Here is a 21,652-nt window from a genome sequence, read left to right on the forward strand (position 1 = left end):
GTTTCTTCTCCCCGAGGGGGAGAAGGTGGCCCGAAGGGTCGGATGAGGGGGTACCTTCTCCGAACATCTCAACCCTCGCCCCCTCATCCCGCTGCCGCGACCTTCTCCCCCTCGGGGAGAAGAAATATGTGGCACTCGCCCGCTCCATCTGCTCCACCGTGCTTTGAAGCACGAATGGCCCAGTCATTTCCTCCCCGTAACGACTGCAATCCTGTTTGATCGAAATCAATTCGCTTTCCAGGTGAACTGCTAATCTCCCTCGCATCGGGAATTGCCGGTCGAAGGATAATGCGATGAGCTCTTTTCAGATAGGCGTGCGGGAACACGAACATCCCCGGTTTCGTATCGCTTCGGACAGCCCGGCAAAAGGTATGAGCGGGAGCCGGATGGACGTGAACAAGACCGTGAAGCTGAGCAACAGGGACAGGAATATTCTGCTGCGTGCACCCTTGATCGGGATAGCGGATGATGCGGCAGCGTTGAAGCTGATGGAGGCGGCGGCCATCACCAATGTGAACGCCCGCCATGTGCTCTTCAAGGAAGGCGAAGCGGCGCAGCATTTTTACTGCGTGCTGTCGGGTTATATCAGGCTTTACCGGCTGGACCGGCACGGGCGCGAGGCGGATGTGCGCGTCAGCGGCCCCGGCGATACCTTCAACGAATGCCTGATTTTCGGCAGCGATACCTATCGCTACAGCGCGCAGGCGGCGGAAAGCTGCACCGTGGCGCGGTTCGAACTTGCGAGAATCCGCAGCCTGATCGATCAGGAGCCGGCGATCGCCAAGGCCGTCATGCGCTGCCTGTCCAACAGCCTGCTGGCCACCATGGATTGCATTGCCAACGACCGGCTGCAGACGGCGCCGCAACGTGTCGCCCATTACCTCATCAATCAGGGCCCGCGCGATGCGACATCCTTTTCGCTGCGGCTGCCATTCCAGAAAAGCCTGCTCGCCGGCAAACTCGGCCTCGCGCCGGAAGCGCTGTCGCGCGCCTTTTCGGCGCTGAAAAAGGCTGGCGTTACCGTGCGCGGACGCATCGTGCAGGTCAATGACGTCGCCGCGCTGAAGCAGATCTGAAAATACCGGGAGAGGAGAAAGGGCGGGATGCCATCAGTCATTCCGCCCTTCTGCATGTCCGAAATCGGAAAATCAGTCCGGCTGCGGCACGAAGCGGAAGCTGTCACCCTGCTGCTCGACACGGAAAAATCCGCCGAGATGACCGCCGGAAACCAGCCAGCCATGATCGGCGGCCTCGGCCAGCGCCTTGAGGCGTGTTTCATAAGCAAGCGCGGAATCGATATCGTAGACGAAACCGACGCCGGGATCTTTCACCTGCAACGCGCTGACATGCAGCACGTCGCCCCATAATAACAGCCGCTCATCGCCACTGCCGATCAGATAACCGGTATGCCCCGGCGTATGGCCGGGCATGGCGACTGCCTCGATACCCTCGGCAACCACGCCCATGGGGATCGGCCGCAGCATCGGGCTGCAAATGTCGAGCAGCCGCGCGGCAAGGTCGAAACCGCCCTGCCGGGCGGGCGGCAGGTTCTTGCGCGCCTCCGCGCTGCTGAAAAAGCCGAGATCGGCCTCGGGCACCCATATGTCGGCATCGGGAAAATAAGGCTGGTCACCATCGATGAGGCCAAGCGCATGGTCGCCATGAATATGGGTGAGGATGACACGCCTCACATCGGCCGGCTGAATCCCGGCGGCAATCATCGCCGCGCGGGCATGGCCATAGGCTGCACCCCAGGCTGTGCCGCAACCGGCATCGATCAGCCAGATGCCGTCAGGCCCGGACAGCGCAAAGCAGTTGACATCCATGTCCACCGTTTCGCCCTGATGGCCGGCAAGGGCCGCAGCCAGCGCTTCAGCGCCCTGACGATGGATGAGATGGCCGACGGGCGCCTTGTAGACACCGTCGACAAAACGGGAAACCTCATAAGCGCCGAAACGGCGGGAGATAGCCATATGTCAGAGACCGCCCTGCTCTTTCAGGAAACCGACGATGCGATCCACGCCGTCGCCGCGTTTCATATCGGTGAAAACGAAGGGCATGGCGTTGCGCATGCGGGTCGCGTCGCTGTCCATGACGGTGAGGTCAGCGCCGACATAGGGCGCAAGGTCCTTCTTGTTGATGACCAGAAGGTCCGAGCGGGTGATGCCCGGCCCGCCCTTGCGCGGAATTTCCTCACCCTGGCAAACGGAGATGACATAGATGGTGATATCGGCCAGATCGGGCGAAAAGGTCGCCGCGAGATTGTCGCCGCCGGATTCGATGAAGACCACGTCGAGATCGGGAAAGCGCGCATTGAGCCCGGCAATCGCCTGCAGATTGATCGTCGCATCCTCACGAATGGCCGTATGCGGGCAACCGCCCGTCTCGACCCCGACGATACGCTCGGACGGCAGTGCCTGCATGCGCACCAGCGCCTCGGCATCTTCCTTAGTGTAGATATCGTTGGTGACGACCGCGACGGAATAATCGGCGCTCATCGCCTTGCAGAGCTTCTCCGTCAGCGCCGTCTTGCCAGAACCGACCGGCCCGCCAATGCCGACGCGCAGCGGCCCATTACCCGATTTCATCACTCTGTTCCCTTCGATATGCTTTGCTATTGTCTCACATAGTCCCTCAGCGGGACGCTTCAATATATGCAAGGATCGTGCCGCGAGTTTCTTCTCCCCGGCGGGGAGAAGAAACAAGCGGCATCCGCTCGTTCAATACGATCGTCATGCAGCGCGATCAGGAGCGGAAAAGCCGCGTGCCCTGCGTTTCATGGCGCATGGCTGCCGTATCGGCGATGATCGTCGCGCTGCCGAGATCGTCGAGCGTGGATTGCATCGCCCGCGCCGCCATCGCCGTGATGATCGCCTCGCTTGCGGCCAGAATGGTAACGCCATCCTTCTGTCCCGCGACCCCGAGGCGGATGCCCGCTGAAACGATCTGCGAGGCCCCGGCATGCAAAAAGGCGGCAATCGTTTCCCTGAGCGGCACCGCATGGCCGGAAGCGACCGCGCCGACGGCGATGGGATAGGGAACGTCTTTCGGCAGCAGGTCCAGAACCGCATGCGGCCATGCCCCGGCGGCAGAAACGAAAGCATCGCCCAGAAGCACCGTCTCGCGGTATCGCTCCGCCGAACCGGCCAGCGCCCGCGCCAGATCGGCCGTTTCGCTCAAGACGGCCGCGTTCCCGGCGCTGCGCCAGGCATGCGCCAGAAACACCGCATCGTTCCACAGGCTGCCGTGGCGCAGCAGCGTTTCGAGCCAGTCGCGCAGGGCTGCCGCATCGCCGACGCGCCGATCCTCCACCGCCTTTTCAAGCCCGCCGGAATAGGAAAAACCGCCGACGGGAAAAGCCGGCGACATCCAGGCCATCAGCCGTAGCAACGCGGCGACGCCGCGATCTTCGCTCACGGCTCAGCCGTGATCGTGATGGTGATGCCCGTGGTCATGACCATGGGAATGGCCGCCATGGGCGTGGTAAGCGCCGCGCGCCGGCTGGAATGGCTCTTCCACCTCACGCACGGTGGCGCCCAGACCTTCCAGCATGGCGCGAATGACATGGTCGCGCAAAATGAGAATACGCTCTTCCTCGATCTGCGCGGAAAGATGCCGGTTGCCCAGATGCCAGGCAAGCTCGATCAGGTGAAGGCGGTCCTTCGCCTTGATTTCGAACAGCTTTTCATCCGCCGCACGGACCTCGATCAAGTCGCCGTTCTCCACCACCAGAAGATCGCCATGGGCAAACAGCACGGCTTCCTTCAGGTCCAGCATCACCATCTCGTCATTTTGCAGATGCAGCAGCTTGCGGCGCAGATGCCGCTGGTCATGCGCCAGGGTGACATAACCGGAAGCTTCGTCGGCAGGAGTTCCGGCCGGATGATAGGAGGTGACGCGCAGCATGGGATGATCCGTTTCAGAAACAGTCTTGGGGGTCCGATTTTTGCCGGATAGGCGGGGTGATTTCAAGGTGAATGAATGCAAGGCATGAAAAAGGCCGGCATTGCAGGCAGAAAGACTTGAGGCGTCCGGCAACTTCTCCTCCGTCATGCCGGACTGGATCCGGCATCCAGCCACGGCGCGTCTGCGCCGTGAGAGTAGTCCGGGATGACGGTGTGCGGATGAGGCGGCACCGCGAAAGACAATCACGTCCCAAAAAACGAAAAAAGCCCGGCATTGCGGCCGGGCCTTCGTAAAATCGCAAAACCAAAATCAGGCCGCAGCGCGTGCCTTCAGGTTTTCCAGAATGTTCTGCGGCGCGGAAACGCCATAGGGGTCGGATTCGCAATTGTCCGAATAGCCCTCTTCCTCGAACCACTGCTCGACGACGCCATCGTTGACGACGGCGGCGTAACGCCAGGAGCGCATGCCGAAACCGAGATTGTCCTTGGCGACCAGCATGCCCATCTTGCGGGTGAACTCACCCGAACCATCCGGAATGACCTTGACGTTTTCGAGGTTCTGGCCCTTTGCCCAGGCATTCATGACGAAAGCATCGTTGACCGACAGGCAATAGATGTCATCGACGCCGAGCGCGCGGAACTCGCCCGCCAGCTTTTCGAAATCGGGAAGCTGGTAGGTCGAGCAGGTCGGCGTGAAGGCGCCGGGCAGCGAAAACAGAACGACCTTCCTGCCCTTGAAATAATCGTCGGAGGTCATGTCCTGCCAACGGAACGGGTTGGGGCCACCGACGGCCTCATCGCGAACGCGCGTGCGGAAGGTTACGGCGGGCACTTTTTTGCCGAGCATGTCTTGTCTCCTGTTCTGGCGTTTTGCGAGGATCGCTTGGGATCGATCCGCGCGGAATTCTTTTGCCGTTTCCATAGCGCAAGACGCGCTGCGGTGCAGCATAAAAATAGGCTTTGCCGGAGGAAAACCGCAGCTTGCGAGGATCAATTATGCAGCGCCACCGACCAGCGCAGAAATGGCGGCAAGGGTGTCCACCAGCCAGTGCGAATGCCGGCTTCCCGAAGCATCGCAGCCGACCATGTGTTGCAACCGACAAGGGCGTTGAACCGGCCATTCACCTCGAAAAACGCATCCGTCAGACCATAAGAAACGCCGGCTATCAGCCGCACCTTGCCCCCGCCCCCGCCATCGTCCCGCAGGAAGCTTGCGCGAATGGCGGCCACGAGGCGTCGATAACCCGCTTCGGAAATGCGAAGGCGCTTTACCCCGGCAAGATCGGCGGGAAAATCGCCCGTCACATCCACATGCATCACCGACCGGTCGAGCGTCAGCGAACGCAGGACCGGCATGGGTTTCAGATCGGCCCAGGTGGGTGTCTCGGTATAAAACGACCGGCCGCCCCAGCCGAACACCAGATAGGCCGCCGCCGGATGGTTGACGGCAATGCCGCCCTCCTGCAACTCGGAAAAGTCCCGCCGTAGATCGTCGTCAACCGGCAGGGCGATATCGGTATGGATCGGGTTGGATAACAGCAGGATTTCGCGGCCCGCCACGCCGCCGCTCACATCCCCGGCGAAAAACGGGCGCGGCAGGACAGTGCCGAGCAGAAGCAACAGGAGGATCAGCAGCATGCCGCCGCCGATCCGCCTTGTGAGAATTCTCAACACGAAATGCCGTCAGAACAGGAAATAACGCTGCGCCATCGGCAGCACCGTTGCCGGTTCGCAGGTCAAAAGCTCGCCATCCGCCCGCACTTCGTAGGTTTCCGGATCGACCTCGATATGGGGGGTGAGCGAATTGTGAATCATCGACGCCTTGGAAATGCCGCCGCGCACATTCTTCACCGGCAGCAGCTTCTTGGCGACGCCGAGGCGCTGGGCAAGGCCGGCATCGAGCGACGCCTGCGACACGAAAGTGACCGAGGAATTGGTCCGCAGCTTGCCATAAGCGGCAAACATCGGCCGGTAGTGCATCGGCTGCGGCGTGGGAATGGAGGCGTTCGGATCGCCCATCGGGGCGGCGGCAATCGAGCCGCCGAGCAGCACCATCTCCGGCTTCACGCCGAAAAAGGCCGGGTTCCACAACACCAGATCGGCGCGCTTGCCGACTTCGATGGAGCCGATCTCGTGGCTGACACCCTGGGCGATGGCCGGGTTGATGGTATACTTGGCGATGTAACGGCGGACACGGAAATTGTCGTTTTCGCCGGTCTCTTCCTTCAGGCGGCCGCGCTGGCGCTTCATCTTGTCGGCCGTCTGCCAGGTACGGATCGCCACTTCGCCGACGCGGCCCATGGCCTGGCTGTCGGAAGATATGATCGAAAACGCGCCGATATCGTGAAGAATATCCTCCGCCGCGATGGTTTCCTTGCGGATGCGGCTTTCGGCAAAGGCGATATCTTCAGGGATGGACGGCGACAGGTGGTGGCACACCATCAGCATGTCCAGATGTTCGGCGAGCGTGTTGACGGTATAGGGCCGTGTCGGGTTGGTGGAAGACGGAATGACGTTGGGATTGCCGCAGACCTTGATGATATCGGGCGCGTGCCCGCCGCCCGCCCCTTCGGTGTGGAAGGCATGGATGGTGCGGCCCTTGATGGCGGCGACCGTATCTTCCACGAAACCGCTTTCGTTCAGCGTGTCGGTGTGGATCATCACCTGCACATCGTATTGATCGGCCACCGTCAGGCAATTGTCGATGGCGGCCGGCGTCGTGCCCCAGTCCTCATGCAGCTTCAGTGACGACGCGCCGGCAAGGATCATCTCTTCCAGAGGGGCCGGCAGCGAGGCATTGCCCTTGCCCGCCAGCCCGAGATTCATCGGGAAGGCGTCGAAGCTCTCGATCATCCGCTCGATGTGCCAGGCGCCGGTGCAGGTGGTGGCAAGCGTGCCATGCGCCGGCCCGGAGCCGCCGCCCAGCATGCAGGTAATACCGCTCATCAGCGCTTCTTCGATCTGCTGCGGGCAGATGTAATGGATATGCGCATCCATGCCGCCGGCTGTCAGTATCCTGCCCTCGCCGGCAATCGCCTCCGTCGAGGGGCCGACGATAATCGTCACGCCCGGTTGCGTATCGGGATTGCCAGCCTTGCCGATGGCGTGGATGCGGCCGTTCTTCAGGCCCACATCCGCCTTGTAGATGCCGCTATGGTCAACGATCACCACATTGGTGATGACGGTATCGACCGCGCCTTCGGCCCGCGTCGCCTGGCTCTGGCCCATGCCGTCGCGAATGACCTTGCCGCCGCCGAATTTCACTTCCTCGCCATAGATCGTGTGGTCCTTCTCGATCTCGATGAAGAGTTCGGTATCGGCAAGACGCACCTTGTCGCCAACGGTCGGGCCGAACATGCCGGCATAGGCGGCGCGGGAAATCTTGTAGGGCATGGGCTCAGGCTCCTTGGAAACACAACGAACGGCGCGGGCGTATCTTCTTAGGCAACTTCCGGCGTTTCAGCGAAATCGCCGGTCAGTGGCAAATCTATAACTCGTTCGGGCAATGCCCTGATGAGAGCACGTGTCATGCTGGCGAAATCATTCGCGAGGAAAAGACGTTCGCTGGCATTAACCAAAAAATCGTCCGACAGGTCTTTAAACAATCTCAGCTGAACAGAGACGTTCCGATGGGCGCTGTCATGGACATCCTCATATTTGTAAGTATAGCCGGCCGCCTCTGCAGCCCGGACGACATATTCCAGCCTATGTCTCGTATCGGCTCCCTCCGCCGGATCGGCATCGAGAAAATATGAGACCACCAGCCGCTTGACATTCACCTGAACATATATTTTCTGATCGACACCATAAGCGAGCACCCGGTACTGGCAATAGTGGTTGCCCTGGTCGTAATTCACCAATAATCGGGTTTTCGTCACCAGTGGGTTTGGCCGGTAGGCCGGGGTCAATTCTCCGAAATGACCTTCCTGATATTCGACGATACGCAGGGCATCCGGTATTTCTCGAATGAGAAAATCCTCGGTCCGTTTCTTCAGAAACGAGACATTCACGTTAAAGCGGGTATAAAAAACCACGGCAATAACGCCCAGTCCGGCGGCGCATGTCTGCGCGAGCGTCAGCCCCGTGGTTACCACGCCCGCATCAACTTTTTCATTCAGCAAGAACAGAACAACTGCGATGGAGAGCAGGAAGAAAAATATCGCAAGGACGGTAATCGCGATTTTTGCGCGGCGTGGAATATATAATATATGTTCATTGCTCATCGTGTCAGGCCGCACTCAAAATTGGTCGATCATCGTTTTTAGTTCTTCCGCCCGCTTGGCGCTCATCTCGGCGCGGCAGGAAGCGATCAACATCGGCTCCATCGAGCCGCCGCGCGCCTGAAAGCCTGAAAGCGCACAATTGGCGTCACGAAACGCCACCCAGGCGCGCTGGGCAGTCACCAGCGCGTCGGTCGCACCCTTGCCGTCTGCATCCGCCGTCTTGTCGCGCTCGGTGAGCAGCTTGCGCAGCTTCTGATATTCGGCGTTCAATTGCTTGTCGGCCTTTTCGTAATCCTTGCCGGCGCAGATGGTCATGTCCGCCTGCGTCTGCGGGGCCTTGCAATCCGGCTCGCCTTGCGCAGAGGCCGGCATGGACAGGCCGGCGGTCGCGCAGAGAAGCACAGCCGCCAGAAGGACGTTTTTTCGGCTCATCTCCATCGCTCAGGCCGCCGCGCCATCGAAAGCCTGCGGCTTCAACGCCCGGGGATCGACACCATCGAGACAATTGGCGTTTACCGCCACCATCGGCGTTCCATCCGGCCCATCGGCATAAGCAAAGCTCTCGATGCCGCAGGTGGAGCAGAAAAGATGATGGATCTTGTGTTTGTTGAAGAGATATTCCGCCAGCTTGTCCTCCCCGGAAAGCAGCGTGAATTTCTCACGCGGCGCAAAGGCCAGCGTGGAACCGAGACGCTTGCAGCGCGAGCAATTGCAGATGACGGTATGGTCGAGATCGGCATCGACCTCGAAGCTCACATCGCCGCACTGGCAGCTTCCATGATAATGCGCCGTCGCCATTTCATAACCTCCCCATGACCTGTTGACGGAAACCGTAAACCTCGCGCTTGCCGGAAAGCGGCACCAACGTCACTTCCCGCTTCTGGCCGGGTTCGAAACGAACCGCCGTGCCGGCCGGAATATCGAGGCGCATGCCGCGCGCCTTGTCGCGGTCGAACAGGAGACCCGCATTGGTCTCGAAGAAATGATAGTGGCTGCCCACCTGCACCGGCCGGTCGCCCGAATTGGCGACTTCGATGGTCACGGTCGGCTGGCCGGCATTGAGTTCGATGCTGCCCTCTGCGGCAATGATTTCGCCTGGTTTCATAGCAGTATTTCTACCCTCAGAAGTTTATGGTCTTGCTGGAGATTACCCTCCATCTGGCGAACTTTCTCCGGCGCAACCAAACAGATAACGAATAAGCTTAGCGATATGCAAAAAGTGGTGACCCAGAAAGCAAATCTGGCGGTTTTGAGAGTACCGTTCTTTTTTCGGTCATAATACTTAACGAGACCTTTTAGGCTCATCTTCCCGAAAAGCGTTCGTTCAACGTGAATTTTGACATAAGCTTCATGAACTTTGACAACATGTGCATGCGCTCGATAACGAAATATTCCATACGCCGTTATCAACACTGGAAAAAATGATGCAAAACCTAGTGACAGGTGGCTAATATTTTCTGCACTCAATATTAGCCAATATATAAGACCTATCGCTATGATCGTTAGAATCTCGAACTGATTCATAGTTCGGATTTCTTCATCGATCCTAAAACGCGCGGCCTTCATTTCTTCGAGGAGATACTGGTATCTCACATCTGCGCTAGCACGGGTTTGAATCGGCGTTTTACTGGCGCTGGAAGTGTGGTCTTCATCATTCATCGCAAAGACTCGCTTCTGCTGGTCACCGTATCGGTTCGTGAACGGTCACCAGCTTGGTGCCATCGGGAAACGTCGCTTCCACCTGCACATCGTGGATCATCTCGGCCACACCTTCCATCACCTGATGGCGGGAGATGACATGCGCGCCGGCTTCCATCAGCTCGGCCACGGCGCGGCCGTCGCGGGCGCCCTCGACCACGAAATCGGTAATCAGCGCAATCGCCTCGGGATAGTTCAGCTTCACGCCGCGTTCCAGCCGGCGGCGCGCCACCATGGCGGCCATGGAAATCAGCAGCTTGTCTTTTTCTCTTGGGCTAAGGTTCATCGTGGTCCCGCAGCTTGGAACCTGTTCCGCAAGCATGGCTGCGGCAAGCAGATCCGACATGTTGACAGACCCCGAAGGCCGCCGGTTGCCGACGATCCGAAGGGTTTACAGATTCCAGACTTTCGGCACTGGCGCGCCGTTTCGCAAGAGCGAAATGATCGGAAAAAGCAATTTTCTCAAGGAGAAACCATCTTCGGCAGAGACGCGAACGACAAGCTTGCCCTGCCACTCGCTGGCCCCGCCGCTTTCCCCGGCAATAGCCCGGATTTTAGGCAGAAGCGCCTCAGCCAGCGGCCCGATATAAAGCAGCGTCGCAAAGGCGACCTGACCGGCCAGAACCGCCGGTTTCGCGGTCAGCGCCGCTACCTCGCCTTCCAGCAGAAGCTCTTCGGCATGCACCAGCTTACCCCCGTGGCGAATACGCCAGCGGTCGCGAAAAAGGCCACGCGTCATCGCCTCGCCCATGGCCTGGCGGCCGAGCAGCACGGCTTCGACGGCGATGAATTCGGAAGATTGGTCGAGATCGGCTTCCAGCCGGCGGGTCAGCGACGCCCGGTCGAAAAGGATGGTTTCCTGCGGCAGCCAGTGCAATCTGGCGCCCGGCCCGGCGGAAACGCGGGCGGTAACGGTGGCGGTTCCGGAGGATGCCTTGTAGACCTTCTCGCAGGCCTGCGTGGTCACCACCAGCGAGGTGCCGGCGCCCGCAACCGCCTGCCATTCGAGTTCGTCTCCGCCGGTCAGACCGCCGGAGGAATTGATGAGAATGGCTTCGGCTTCGTTTGAAAAGGTTTCCGGCAGGCGGATTTTGGCGCAGCCTTCCTGGAACAATTCCTTCAGCCGGCTGCGCCCTTCAACCGCTTTGGTTACAATGCGTCCTCTGCCACGGGCGCGCTGCTGCCGGACAGGTTGAGCGTCTTGGCGACCGGAAGGGCCGATGGCTTGCTGTTCTGGCTGCACGCGGTCTCCGAAGCGGTTGCGGAAGCGGATGAGGCCTTTGCGCCGCAATCCTTCTTGACGACGGCATCCACGACCAGCTGCCCTTCCGTATTGCGGAAGAAATCCCACATTCTTTCCGCCGCATCAACCGTGCGCGTCACTTCGCCTGTGGGCATCTTGCGCTCCACGGCCGGTTCCGCCTTCGGCGTCTGTTCGCCGCCCGGCTTGCGGGTGACGACGGCGCTTGCGGCCAGCACTTCCGCCTTCATGGTGGCGCGCGGCCAGGCGTGGTCCCAGTCGTTGATGACATAGGACTGAATGCGTGCGCCGGCCTTGCAGACATCGTAGGAATTGACGGTGAAACTTTCGCCCACCTTGCTTTTGGCAGCGCCCTTGCAGCCGTCCATCTCGGCCCAGCGCTTCAGCGCCGTCTCGCCGCCATATTGCCAGTAGGATTTGCCGCCGCCCTGATAGGGGTTGGCGGGATCCTTCAGCCCGGCAAAGGCGATGATCGACATCGGCCGCGCCGGCGTGCAGCTTGCCGCATCCGGTGCCCATTTGCCCTCGGTCTCCAGCGGATAACCCGCGCGCAGCGAGGCGACGAAACCGGCAGCGGTGAAATCCGCGCTGCCATTGCAGATGAATTGCGAGAGCATGCGCCCGCCGCCGGAATAACCGGAGCCGTAAAAACGCTCCTCATCCACGCAGAACTTGCCCTTCACCATGGTGATGGCATCGCGAATGAAGCCGACCTCGTCCAGCCCGCCCGGACGCTTGGTGACGCCGGGAACATTCCAGGCATGGGTGCCCGGCAATTCGCCATTCAGGCTGCCGGCCAGCGCCACGACCACCAGACCGTCACGCTCGGCCAGCTTGTCCCAGCCGCTGCGGTTCAGCTGGCCGTGCGGATTGCTGTTGGAGCCATGGAAATCGAACACGACAGGCAGCGGCTTTTTTCCATCATAGGCCGAGGGAACAAAATAGACGCCGTCGCGTTTTTCACCGTTGGAGAGAATGGAAAAATCATGCCTGCCCGGTTCCATGCCGGGTCCGGGCAACTGACCGCAGGTCGATGCCGACGCTGCGACACCGGCGCTCGCGCACATCGCAAGACCCAGAAAGAGGGTGCGGGCAGAGCGGAACAGCCGGGCGGTCCGGCCAATGGCAAAGTCTTGATGCATTGACACGCCTTTATTGGGCACGGTTTTCCCGACGATACGTCGGACGTGCGTGGAATGTAAGGGATCAACTGTCGCGGCGTGCGAATAGACTTTTCCTGTGTCTCGCATGCAGCATTTGCGCTGCCAATATCACAGGCAATTATTCAATGAAATGCTAAAATTACGCATGAAAGCCATGTCGAGGCGCATAGGCTTTCAAAATATTAATCGGCCGTTTGCACGCCGTGATCGGCGCGCAAGGGTTTGCGAGCGTGATGGCGAAAAGTGTGAGCGGTTTTCGCCTAAATCACGCTCCAAATTATGTCTCGATTTATACTGTCAGGTGACGCCGCGCTTCCGGCGTATCCAGCGTTTCGGCCAGCCCCTGATGCACGATTTCGCCCCGGTCCATGATGTAGACGTAATCGGCAAGCTCGCGGCAGAAATCCAGATATTGCTCGACCAGCAGGATCGCCATGCCGGTGGAATCGCGCAGATATTTGATCGCCCGGCCGATATCCTTGATGATCGACGGCTGAATGCCCTCGGTCGGCTCGTCGAGAACGAGGATCTTCGGTCGCGTCACCAGCGCCCGGCCGATGGCGAGCTGCTGCTGCTGGCCGCCGGAGAGATCGCCGCCGCGCCTTCCCAGCATGGATTGCAGCACCGGAAACAGGCTGAAAATATCGTCGGGAATGAACCGTTCCTTACGCGGCAGCGGCGCGTAGCCGCTTTCGAGATTCTCCTGCACGCTGAGCAGCGGAAAGATTTCTCGCCCCTGCGGGACGTAGCCAACGCCGCGCTTGGCCCGGTGGTAAGGCGCCAACCCATCCAGCGCCGCCCCTTCAAAGCTGATCGTCCCGGCACTGATGGCGTGCTGGCCGGTAACGGCCCGCAGCAGCGAGCTTTTGCCCACCCCGTTGCGGCCGAGGACGCAGGTGATCTTGCCCATCTCCGCCGTCAGCGAAACGCCGCGCAGGGCCTGCGCTGCGCCGTAATGGAGGTTGATGTTGTCGACGTTCAGCATGGTGAAACTCCATTGGCGCATTGGCGGGAGGCGTTACCCCCCTCTGCCCTGCCGGGCATCTCCCCCTCAAGGGGGGAGATCGGCAAGCGGCAAAAACTCTGCCCATGGAACGGGCGGGTGCGGCATCTGATCTCCCCCCTTGAGGGGGAGATGCCCGGCAGGGCAGAGGGGGGTATGGCGAACGCAGACGCTTCCATCACCGCCCCAGATAATTCTCGATCACCTTCGGATCGTTCGACACAAAATCGATCGATCCCTCCGCCAGTACCGAGCCTTCGGCAAGGCACGTCACCTTCACCCCCAGTTCGCGGATGAAACCCATGTCATGCTCCACCACCACCACCGAACGGGTCTTGGCGATTTCCTTCAAAAGCACGGCGGTTTCGGCGGTTTCCGCATCCGTCATGCCGGCCACCGGCTCGTCCACCAACAGCAGCTTCGGCTCCTGCGCCAAGAGCATGCCGATTTCCAGCCATTGTTTCTGGCCGTGCGAGAGGTTGGCGGCAAGATCGCCGCGGCGGTGGCCGAGGCGCACGGTGGCGAGGATTTCCTCGATGCGGGCCTTGTCCTCTTCCGTCAGCCGGTAAAACAGCGTCGCGAAAACGCCGCGCTTGCGGTTGAGCGCCAGTTCCAGATTGTCCCAGACGGTATGGCTTTCGAAAACCGTCGGTTTCTGGAACTTCCGCCCTATGCCGAGCTGGGCAATATCCGCCTCGTCCTTTTTGGTGAGGTCGATACTGTCTTCGAACAGCACCGTGCCCGTATCCGGCCTTGTCTTGCCGGTGATGATGTCCATCATCGTTGTTTTGCCCGCACCGTTCGGGCCGATGATGGCGCGCAGCTCACCCGGTTCCACCACGAAGGAGAGGGAATTGAGCGCCCTGAAACCATCGAAGGACACCGAGACGCCGTCGAGATAAAGCAGGCTTTTCGTTCTGTTTTCGGAAATCGTGTTCATGTCCGCCTCACTCCGCCGCCTGTTGCGCCACTGTCGAGCCGCTGTCATTGCCCGGCTGGGCGTCGCCTGCCGCGAGCGCGACCCGCTTTTCGCGCCGTCGGGCCAGATAGTGTTGCAGCGTGCCGACGATGCCCTTGGGGAAGAACAGCGTCACCGCAATGAAGAGCCCGCCCAGCGCAAACAGCCAGAATTCGGGGAAAGCGCCGGTGAAATAGCTCTTGCCGCCATTGACGAGCAGCGCACCGATGATCGGCCCGATCAGCGTGCCGCGCCCGCCCACCGCCGTCCACACCACCACTTCGATGGAGTTGGCGGGCGAAAATTCGCCGGGATTGATGATGCCCACCTGCGGCACGAACAGCGCACCGGCAATGCCCGCCATCATGGCTGAGACGACAAAGGTGAAGAGCTTGATGTTTTCCACCCGAAAACCGAGGAACCGCACCCGGCTTTCGGCATCGCGCACGCCCACCAGCACCTTGCCGAATTTGGAATTGACGATGCCGGAGGCAATCAGCAGCGAGAGCGCCAGCATCACCGCCGTCATGGCAAAGAGCACGGCGCGCGTGCCATCCGCCTGCACGGAAAAGCCGAGAATATCCTTGAAATCGGTGAGCCCATTATTGCCGCCGAAACCCATGTCGTTGCGGAAGAAGGCAAGCAGCAGCGCATAGGTCATGGCCTGGGTGATGATGGAGAGATAAACGCCGTTGACGCGCGAGCGGAAGGCAAACCAGCCGAACACGAAGGCCAGCAGCCCCGGCACGATAAGCACCATCAGCGCCGCAAACCAGAACATGTCGAAGCCTTGCCAGAACCACGGCAGTTCCTTCCAGTTGAGGAACACCATGAAATCGGGCAGCACCGGATGGCCGTAAACCCCGCGCGTGCCGATCTGCCGCATCAGATACATGCCCATGGCATAACCGCCGAGCGCGAAGAAGGCGGCATGGCCGAGCGAGAGAATGCCGCAATAACCCCAGACGAGATCGAGCGCGAGCGCCAGCAGCGCATAAGCCAGATATTTGCCCAGCATCGACATGATATAGGTCGGGATGCGGAATGCGCTGTCGGCCGGCAAAAGCAGGTTGGAGGCCGGCACCAGCACGGCGATGGCCAGAATGATGCCGATGGCGATGGAGATGCGGCGGTCGAGCGCGCGCAGGAGGAAGCCGGTAATCATGCTTCGATCGCCCTTCCCTTGAGTGCGAAGAGACCGCGCGGCCGCTTCTGGATGAACAGGATGATGAGGACGAGGACGAGGATCTTGCCGAGCACGGCGCCGACCGTCGGCTCAAGGAACTTGTTGAGCACGCCGAGAGACAGGGCGCCGACCAAAGTTCCCCAGAGATTGCCGACGCCGCCGAACACCACCACCATGAAACTGTCGATGATGTAGCTCTGGCCGAGATTGGGCGAGACATTGTCGATCTGCGACAGCGCCACGCCGGCAAGGCCGGCAACGCCCGAACCGAGCGCGAAGGTGAAGGCATCCACCCACGGCGTGCGGATGCCCATGGAGGAAGCCATGCGACGGTTCTGGGTCACGGCGCGCATCTGCAGGCCAAAGGCGGAGCGCTTCAGGAGAACCAGCAGCGCGAAGAACACCGAAAGCGAGAAGCAGACGATCCACACCCGGTTCCAGGTGAAATTGAGATAACCGACGCTGAAGGAGCCGGACATCCAGCTCGGGCTGCCGACCTCACGATTGGTGGGGCCAAAGATGGAGCGCACGCCCTGTTGCAGGATGAGCGAGATGCCCCAGGTGGCGAGAAGCGTTTCGAGCGGCCGCCCGTAAAGGAAACGAATGACGCCACGCTCCATCACGAGGCCGACAAAGGCCGTCACCAGAAAGGCGGCGGGCAGAGCGATGGCAAGCGACCAGTCGAACAGGCCGGGGAAATGCGTGCGGATCACCTCCTGCACCATGAAGGTGGAATAGGCGCCGATCATCACCATCTCGCCATGCGCCATGTTGATGATGCCCATCACGCCGAAGGTGATGGCAAGGCCGATGGCGGCAAGCAGCAACACGGAACCGAGCGACAGGCCGTACCAGACGTTCTGCGCATAATCCCAGAAGGCAAGAGAGCTTTCGATGCTCGATATGGCGCTGTCGATATCGGGTTTCAGGCTCTGATCCACCGACGAGGAAGCCGCCATCAGAATGCCGATGGCATCGCGCCCACCAAGGCTCTTGATGGTGGCGATTGCCTCTTTCTTCTGTTCGATTGACCGTTCGGAGGAGAGCAGCGAGACAGCCCGCGCCTCCTCCATCCGGGTCCGCACCTCAGTATCGGCCTCCTTGGCGATGGCCGCTTCCAGCAGTTCGAGATTTTCGGCGCTCGGCGCTTTCAGAACGGCGTCTGCCGCGGAAAGCCGAACGGATTTCTCCGGGCTGAGCAGGGTCAGCCCGCCAAGTGCGGCGCGGATGACGCGGCGCAGATTATTGTTGACCTTGATCTTGGCGACGGCGGCCTTCGGGGCTTCACCGGCGCTTTCGCCTGAAAGCGGATCGATCAGCGTAAAATTGGAGCCTGCCGGCTTCGTCATGAACACCAGATTGTCGGCCTTGCGCACGTAAAGATCGCCCGCCGCAAAAGCCTCGAGCGCCGGCACGACACGCGCATCGCCCGTGGCGGCAATCTGCCCGATCAGCACTTCGGCCTGCTTGAAATCCGCCGTGCCGAGCTGGTCGATCAGCGCCTTCGGCTCGCTTTGCGCGAAGGATTGGGCTGCGATCCCCAGGGTGAGCCAGATGAAGATGGCTCCGAGAAAAGATCGGATCGTCATGTCGGGTTCCTTGGGCGGTTTGCGACGGGGCGTTTGTGGGTAATGCCACTTGAGTATGCCGCTCACCCCCCTCTGCCCTGCCGGGCATCTCCCCCACAAGGAGGGAGATCGGCAAGGCGCGCCTGCGTCGCTCTATCTCAACCAATGAGAAGGGCGAAACCTTGCCTCGAGTCGATCTCCCCACCTGTGGGGGAGATGCCCGGCAGGGCAGAGGGGGGCATGCTTGTTCAGTTTCCAATGAGAAAACCGCCCCCAACAACGGGGGCGGCAACCACCCGCTATCAGCTACCCTTGCCGCCGCACTTCCCACTGGCCACATTGAAGTTGCCGCAGGACATCGGCTTCCTCCAGTCCGAGATCAGATCCTTCGAATCCGGCAGATAATCCGACCACTCGTCACCCACGACCTGCGGCGTCTGCTGCACGATTTCGAACTGGCCATCGGCCTGGATTTCGCCGATCAGCACCGGCTTGGTGATGTGGTGGTTCGGCATGACGGTGGAGTAGCCGCCCGAAAGGTTCGGTACGGAAACGCCGATAATCGAGTCGAGAACCTTGTCCGTATCCGTCGTGCCGGCGGATTCGACGGCCTTTACCCAGGCGTTGAAGCCGATATAGGCGGCTTCCATCGGGTCGTTGGTCACGCGTTTGTCGTTCTTGGTAAAGGCATGCCAAGTCTTGATGAACTCGGCATTGACCGGCGCATCGACGGACTGAAAGTAGTTCCAGGCGGCAAGGTGGCCGACCAGCGGTGCGGTATCGAGACCGGCAAGTTCTTCTTCACCGACCGAGAAGGCGACGACGGGAATGTCTTCAGCCTTGATGCCCTGGTTCGCCAGTTCCTTGTAGAAAGGCACGTTGGCGTCGCCGTTGATGGTGGAAACCACGGCGGTCTTCTTGCCGGCCGAACCGAACTTCTTGATGTCGGACACGATCGTCTGCCAGTCGGAATGACCGAACGGCGTGTAGTTGATCATGATGTCCTCTTCCTTGACGCCTTTCGACATCAGGTAGGCCTTCAGGATCTTGTTGGTGGTCTGCGGATAGACATAGTCCGTGCCGGCCAGAACCCAGCGCTCAACGCCTTCGGTATTGGCGAGGTAGTCTACAGCCGGAATGGCCTGCTGGTTGGGTGCGGCACCCGTGTAGAAGATGTTGCGCGAGGATTCTTCACCCTCATACTGAACCGGGTAGAACAGGATCGAGTTCAGTTCCTCGAAGACCGGCAGCACGGATTTGCGCGAGGAGGACGTCCAGCAGCCGAAAACGGCGGCGACCTTGTCCTGCGAAATCAGCTGGCGGGCCTTTTCGGCAAAGAGCGGCCAGTCGGAAGCCGGATCGACCACCACGGCTTCGAGTTTCTTGCCAAGCACGCCGCCCTTCTTGTTCTGCTCGTCGATGAGCATCAGCATGGCGTCCTTCAGCGTCGTCTCTGAAATGGCCATGGTGCCGGACAGCGAATGCAGCACGCCGACCTTGATGGTGTCGTCAGCGGCAAAAGCGCCATGGAAGGCGGTGGTGGACAGGATCGCGCCAAGCAGCGCGGCACTAAGCGTCTTGCGGAATATCATCGGAAGAACCCCTCTCCTTGTTTGGCCTCTCGTGGAGGCTCAGCGGCATCTGCGGCCGCTGCTGGGAGGGACTATCGATCTCGTGAGAGCGAAACCGTATACGTCAATTGACGTAGGCGGGGTGGCGAAAGATGCATGAGGGGGAATAAGCTGAACCTGAAGGTGCCTGCCTGTGAAGCAGGAGGCCTCAGCTTGTTTCTTCTCCCCGCCGGGGAGAAGTCCGCGGCAGCGGGATGAGGGGGGCGAGCGCCGCGATATACGGAGGGGTTGCCCCCTCATCCGACCCTTCGGGCCACCTTCTCCCCCACGGGGAGAAGAAATGCGCAGCACGGTCTCACATCAGGAATGCGGCCATCAGGAATGCGGCTTGTCGTTCCGCTCTTCGTCGCGGATCGCATCGTCGTGATACCACGAACCGAAATCGATATGCGGCTCCTGCGCCTGACGCTCAAGCTCGCTCAGCGCGCTGTTACGGAACTTGGAAAGACCCGCGCGCCCGCCGACCGGGAATTGATAGATCGTTGCCGTCTCGCGATGAATGCCAGTTGCCATTTCGATCATCTCACTTTGTTTGCATCGAAGCACTTTATGTCTGGAGCTAACCCGCAAAGGCCAGATTCGCTCCGTTTGATTAAAAAAAAATCAACTTGCGAAAAATATAGGCATTAATCGTCTCATCTACAAGAAAAACCATTCCGAAAGCGCCGGTTTTTGGGGCAAATGCCAATCCCTCGCGCGCAACCGAAATCATTGCACCGCAGCAGGGCATTCCGCCGGGAGACGCCAGCTATCTATCAGGATTCAATGATGAAACATGAGGGGTGAATTTGCCTGCCGCAGTGCAGCAGAACCATCCGCGCGCGATATCCAGGCTCCTGCGCGACAGGGCCCCTGAAAGATTTTTCGAAAAAATCGCCTGATATCGCCAATCTGGCACGCGACATGCATCTAAGGGGTCAGCCCTTGAACGCGAATGCGCTTCGGTGGCCAAAGCCACGGGAGGCCTCAAGGCTTCGCATTGTTACCTATGAGAGGTTCGTAATGACTAAGTTCAAACTCGAGTACATCTGGCTGGACGGATACAAGCCGGTCCCCAACCTGCGCGGCAAGACCCAGATCAAGGAATTCGACGAATTCCCCACACTCGAGCAGCTGCCGCTTTGGGGCTTTGATGGCTCGTCCACGCAGCAGGCCGAAGGCCACTCGTCGGATTGCGTGCTGAAGCCCGTCGCGATCTATCCCGACCCGGCCCGCTCCAACGGTGCACTCGTCATGTGCGAAGTCATGATGCCCGATGGCGTCACCCCGCATGCTTCGAACAGCCGCGCAACCATCCTCGACGACGAGGACGCATGGTTCGGCTTCGAACAGGAATATTTCTTCTACCAGGACGGCCGCCCGCTCGGCTTCCCGGAACAGGGTTACCCGGCTCCGCAGGGTCCTTATTACACCGGCGTCGGCTTCAAGAATGTCGGTTCGGTTGCCCGCGAAATCGTTGAAGAGCACCTCGACCTCTGCCTCGAAGCCGGCATCAACCACGAAGGCATCAACGCCGAAGTGGCCAAGGGCCAGTGGGAATTCCAGGTATTCGGCAAGGGCTCCAAGCGCGCCGCCGACCAGATCTGGATCGCCCGTTACCTGCTGCTGCGTCTTTGCGAACAGTACGGCATCGACGTCGAATTCCATTGCAAGCCGCTCGGCGACACCGACTGGAACGGTTCGGGCATGCATTGCAACTTCTCCACCAAGTTCATGCGCGAAGTTGGCGGCAAGGAATATTTCGAAGCCCTCATGGCCGCTTTCGCCAAGAACTGGAAAGAGCACATCGACGTTTACGGTCCGGACAACCACCTGCGCCTGACCGGCAAGCACGAAACCGCTCCGTGGAACAAGTTCTCCTACGGCGTTGCCGACCGTGGCGCCTCGATCCGCGTTCCGCATTCCTTCGTCAACAACGGTTACAAGGGTTACCTCGAAGACCGTCGTCCGAACTCTCAAGGCTGCCCTTACCAGATCGCTTCCGTCGTTCTGAAGACAATCGCAGAAGTGCCGCTCGCAAAGTCGGCTGCTGCCTGATAAGCCAAGACATGGCGTCGCCCGCAACCGGGCGACGCCATTTTTCTGTCCACCGAACGGCCGGGCCGGGCAGGCGACCTTTCGCCGAGCGCCGCACACGGCATAGTCTTCCCATACGCAAGCTCAAACAAGCGGCGTGGCTTTGACCAACAGCCTCGGACTTTCCGAAAACCGCAACATTGTTTTCGGTCCGACGCTCTAAAGCAAGAAGGTGAGCGATGGGCATTCTCCAGAAATTCTCTCTCGAAAACCGCACGGCCATCATCACCGGCAGCGGCCGCGGCCTCGGTTTTGAAATTGCCAGCGCCTTTGCCGAAGCGGGCGCGCATGTGTGGCTGACCGGCCGCAATGCCGAAACGCTGGAACAGGCGACAGATGTGCTGCGCAAGGCTGGCGGCAAGGCCGATTACGCTGCCTTCGATATTGCCGATACCGCAGCCGGCAGCGCCCTTGTTCGCCGTATCATGGACGAGTTCGGCCATCTCGATATCCTCGTCAACAATGTCGGCGCGCGCGACCGCCGCCCGCTTGCCGAATTCAGCGACGAGGACGTGCTGGAACTGATCCGCACCGACCTCACCTCCTCCATCTCGCTATCGCGGGATGCCGCGGAGGCCATGAACGCCAATGGTTACGGCCGCATCATCACCATCACCTCCATTCTCGGCCATATCGTCCGGCCGGGGGATGCGATCTATCCTGTCGCCAAGCAGGGGCTCACCGGGCTGATGCGGGCGATCGCCGTGGAATATGGCGCACGCGGCATCACCAGCAACGCCATCGCACCCGGCATGTTCGCCACCGAAACCAATGCCGCCCTTGCCGAAAATCCTGAGATGGTGGCCTTCGCCAAGCTGCGGGTGCCGCTGGAGCGCTGGGGCCGGCCGGATGAAATCGCCGGCGCTGCCCTGTTTCTGGCCAGCGACGCGGCCTCCTTCGTCAACGGCCATGTGCTGACGGTGGATGGCGGCATGTCGGTGCGGCTGTGAGAGGCCCGTTGCGGAAAGGCGCTCGATAGG

The 21,652-nt window shown here is 60.3% G+C and carries 24 protein-coding genes; 3 read left to right on the plus strand and 21 right to left on the minus strand.

Going from position 1 to position 21,652, the window contains the following annotated elements:
- Positions 1–386: 386 nt before the first annotated feature.
- The gene (locus I3J13_RS22520; RefSeq protein ID WP_196380309.1) at positions 387–1,076 is read left to right on the plus strand and encodes a Crp/Fnr family transcriptional regulator; all 690 of its coding nucleotides are present in this window, start codon (positions 387–389) and stop codon (positions 1,074–1,076) included.
- Between the two features lie 72 nt (positions 1,077–1,148).
- Here I3J13_RS22520 and aidB read toward each other — a convergent pair whose 3' ends face one another.
- The 21 genes from aidB to I3J13_RS22625 all read right to left on the minus strand — a co-directional run bounded on the left by aidB (position 1,149) and on the right by I3J13_RS22625 (position 19,118).
- Positions 1,149–1,973: an AidB family quorum-quenching N-acyl homoserine lactonase gene (aidB, locus tag I3J13_RS22525; protein WP_196380288.1), complete on the minus strand. Its 825-nt coding sequence runs from the start codon at positions 1,971–1,973 to the stop codon at positions 1,149–1,151.
- 3 nt (positions 1,974–1,976) lie between these two features.
- Positions 1,977–2,588 (minus strand): urease accessory protein UreG, encoded by a 612-nt coding sequence (ureG, locus tag I3J13_RS22530; protein WP_003520595.1) that lies wholly within the window; start codon positions 2,586–2,588, stop codon positions 1,977–1,979.
- A 157-nt stretch (positions 2,589–2,745) separates the two neighbouring features.
- Positions 2,746–3,417, minus strand: a complete 672-nt coding sequence (locus I3J13_RS22535) for an urease accessory UreF family protein (protein WP_196380289.1) — start codon at positions 3,415–3,417, stop codon at positions 2,746–2,748.
- Positions 3,418–3,420: 3 nt separating this feature from the next.
- Positions 3,421–3,906 (minus strand): urease accessory protein UreE, encoded by a 486-nt coding sequence (ureE, locus tag I3J13_RS22540; RefSeq protein ID WP_003520598.1) that lies wholly within the window; start codon positions 3,904–3,906, stop codon positions 3,421–3,423.
- 309 nt (positions 3,907–4,215) lie between these two features.
- Positions 4,216–4,752, minus strand: a complete 537-nt coding sequence (locus I3J13_RS22545) for a peroxiredoxin (RefSeq protein WP_196380290.1) — start codon at positions 4,750–4,752, stop codon at positions 4,216–4,218.
- Between the two features lie 143 nt (positions 4,753–4,895).
- Positions 4,896–5,579, minus strand: a complete 684-nt coding sequence (locus I3J13_RS22550) for a TIGR02117 family protein (protein WP_196380291.1) — start codon at positions 5,577–5,579, stop codon at positions 4,896–4,898.
- A gap of 9 nt (positions 5,580–5,588) precedes the next feature.
- A complete protein-coding gene (gene ureC / locus I3J13_RS22555) occupies positions 5,589–7,298 on the minus strand; it encodes an urease subunit alpha (RefSeq protein ID WP_020808771.1) in 1,710 nt (569 codons plus the stop codon).
- A gap of 47 nt (positions 7,299–7,345) precedes the next feature.
- Positions 7,346–8,128, minus strand: coding sequence for a hypothetical protein (locus tag I3J13_RS22560; RefSeq protein ID WP_196380292.1), 783 nt, complete (start codon positions 8,126–8,128; stop codon positions 7,346–7,348).
- Between the two features lie 15 nt (positions 8,129–8,143).
- Positions 8,144–8,560 (minus strand): lysozyme inhibitor LprI family protein, encoded by a 417-nt coding sequence (locus I3J13_RS22565; protein ID WP_420867951.1) that lies wholly within the window; start codon positions 8,558–8,560, stop codon positions 8,144–8,146.
- Between the two features lie 9 nt (positions 8,561–8,569).
- Complete coding sequence (locus tag I3J13_RS22570; protein WP_020808768.1) at positions 8,570–8,926, minus strand: GFA family protein; 357 nt, start codon at positions 8,924–8,926, stop codon at positions 8,570–8,572.
- Between the two features lies 1 nt (position 8,927).
- Entirely contained in the window at positions 8,928–9,233 is a 306-nt protein-coding gene (locus I3J13_RS22575) for an urease subunit beta (protein WP_020808767.1), read from the minus strand.
- Positions 9,230–9,787, minus strand: coding sequence for a hypothetical protein (locus I3J13_RS22580; protein ID WP_196380294.1), 558 nt, complete (start codon positions 9,785–9,787; stop codon positions 9,230–9,232). Before I3J13_RS22580 ends, I3J13_RS22575 begins: the two co-directional genes overlap by 4 nt.
- A gap of 22 nt (positions 9,788–9,809) precedes the next feature.
- On the minus strand, positions 9,810–10,112 hold the full coding sequence (locus I3J13_RS22585) for an urease subunit gamma (RefSeq protein ID WP_031233386.1): 303 nt from the start codon (positions 10,110–10,112) through the stop codon (positions 9,810–9,812).
- Between the two features lie 105 nt (positions 10,113–10,217).
- Positions 10,218–11,069, minus strand: a complete 852-nt coding sequence (locus tag I3J13_RS22590; protein ID WP_196380295.1) for an urease accessory protein UreD — start codon at positions 11,067–11,069, stop codon at positions 10,218–10,220.
- Positions 10,976–12,229 carry a CE1 family esterase gene (locus I3J13_RS22595; RefSeq protein ID WP_080850992.1) on the minus strand — a complete coding sequence of 418 codons (1,254 nt, stop codon included), beginning with the start codon at positions 12,227–12,229 and terminating at the stop codon, positions 10,976–10,978. The genes I3J13_RS22590 and I3J13_RS22595 overlap by 94 nt, the downstream gene beginning before the upstream one ends.
- Before the next feature lie 310 nt (positions 12,230–12,539).
- Positions 12,540–13,235: an urea ABC transporter ATP-binding subunit UrtE gene (gene urtE / locus I3J13_RS22600; protein WP_031233384.1), complete on the minus strand. Its 696-nt coding sequence runs from the start codon at positions 13,233–13,235 to the stop codon at positions 12,540–12,542.
- 196 nt (positions 13,236–13,431) lie between these two features.
- The gene (gene urtD / locus I3J13_RS22605; protein ID WP_020808761.1) at positions 13,432–14,193 is read right to left on the minus strand and encodes an urea ABC transporter ATP-binding protein UrtD; all 762 of its coding nucleotides are present in this window, start codon (positions 14,191–14,193) and stop codon (positions 13,432–13,434) included.
- Between the two features lie 7 nt (positions 14,194–14,200).
- Entirely contained in the window at positions 14,201–15,376 is a 1,176-nt protein-coding gene (gene urtC, locus I3J13_RS22610) for an urea ABC transporter permease subunit UrtC (RefSeq protein ID WP_196380296.1), read from the minus strand.
- A complete protein-coding gene (urtB, locus tag I3J13_RS22615; protein ID WP_196380297.1) occupies positions 15,373–16,986 on the minus strand; it encodes an urea ABC transporter permease subunit UrtB in 1,614 nt (537 codons plus the stop codon). Before urtB ends, urtC begins: the two co-directional genes overlap by 4 nt.
- A gap of 281 nt (positions 16,987–17,267) precedes the next feature.
- Positions 17,268–18,557 (minus strand): urea ABC transporter substrate-binding protein, encoded by a 1,290-nt coding sequence (gene urtA, locus I3J13_RS22620; protein ID WP_035219970.1) that lies wholly within the window; start codon positions 18,555–18,557, stop codon positions 17,268–17,270.
- A gap of 354 nt (positions 18,558–18,911) precedes the next feature.
- Complete coding sequence (locus I3J13_RS22625; protein ID WP_196380298.1) at positions 18,912–19,118, minus strand: DUF2735 domain-containing protein; 207 nt, start codon at positions 19,116–19,118, stop codon at positions 18,912–18,914.
- Positions 19,119–19,598: 480 nt separating this feature from the next.
- Here I3J13_RS22625 and I3J13_RS22630 point away from each other — a divergent pair, with 480 nt between their 5' ends.
- Positions 19,599–20,633: a glutamine synthetase beta-grasp domain-containing protein gene (locus tag I3J13_RS22630; RefSeq protein WP_035260390.1), complete on the plus strand. Its 1,035-nt coding sequence runs from the start codon at positions 19,599–19,601 to the stop codon at positions 20,631–20,633.
- Positions 20,634–20,851: 218 nt separating this feature from the next.
- A complete protein-coding gene (locus I3J13_RS22635) occupies positions 20,852–21,622 on the plus strand; it encodes an SDR family oxidoreductase (protein WP_196380299.1) in 771 nt (256 codons plus the stop codon).
- Positions 21,623–21,652 lie beyond the last annotated feature (30 nt).

Source organism: Agrobacterium leguminum (assembly GCF_015704895.1).
In the GTDB taxonomy this organism is placed as follows: Bacteria; Pseudomonadota; Alphaproteobacteria; order Rhizobiales; family Rhizobiaceae; genus Agrobacterium; species Agrobacterium leguminum.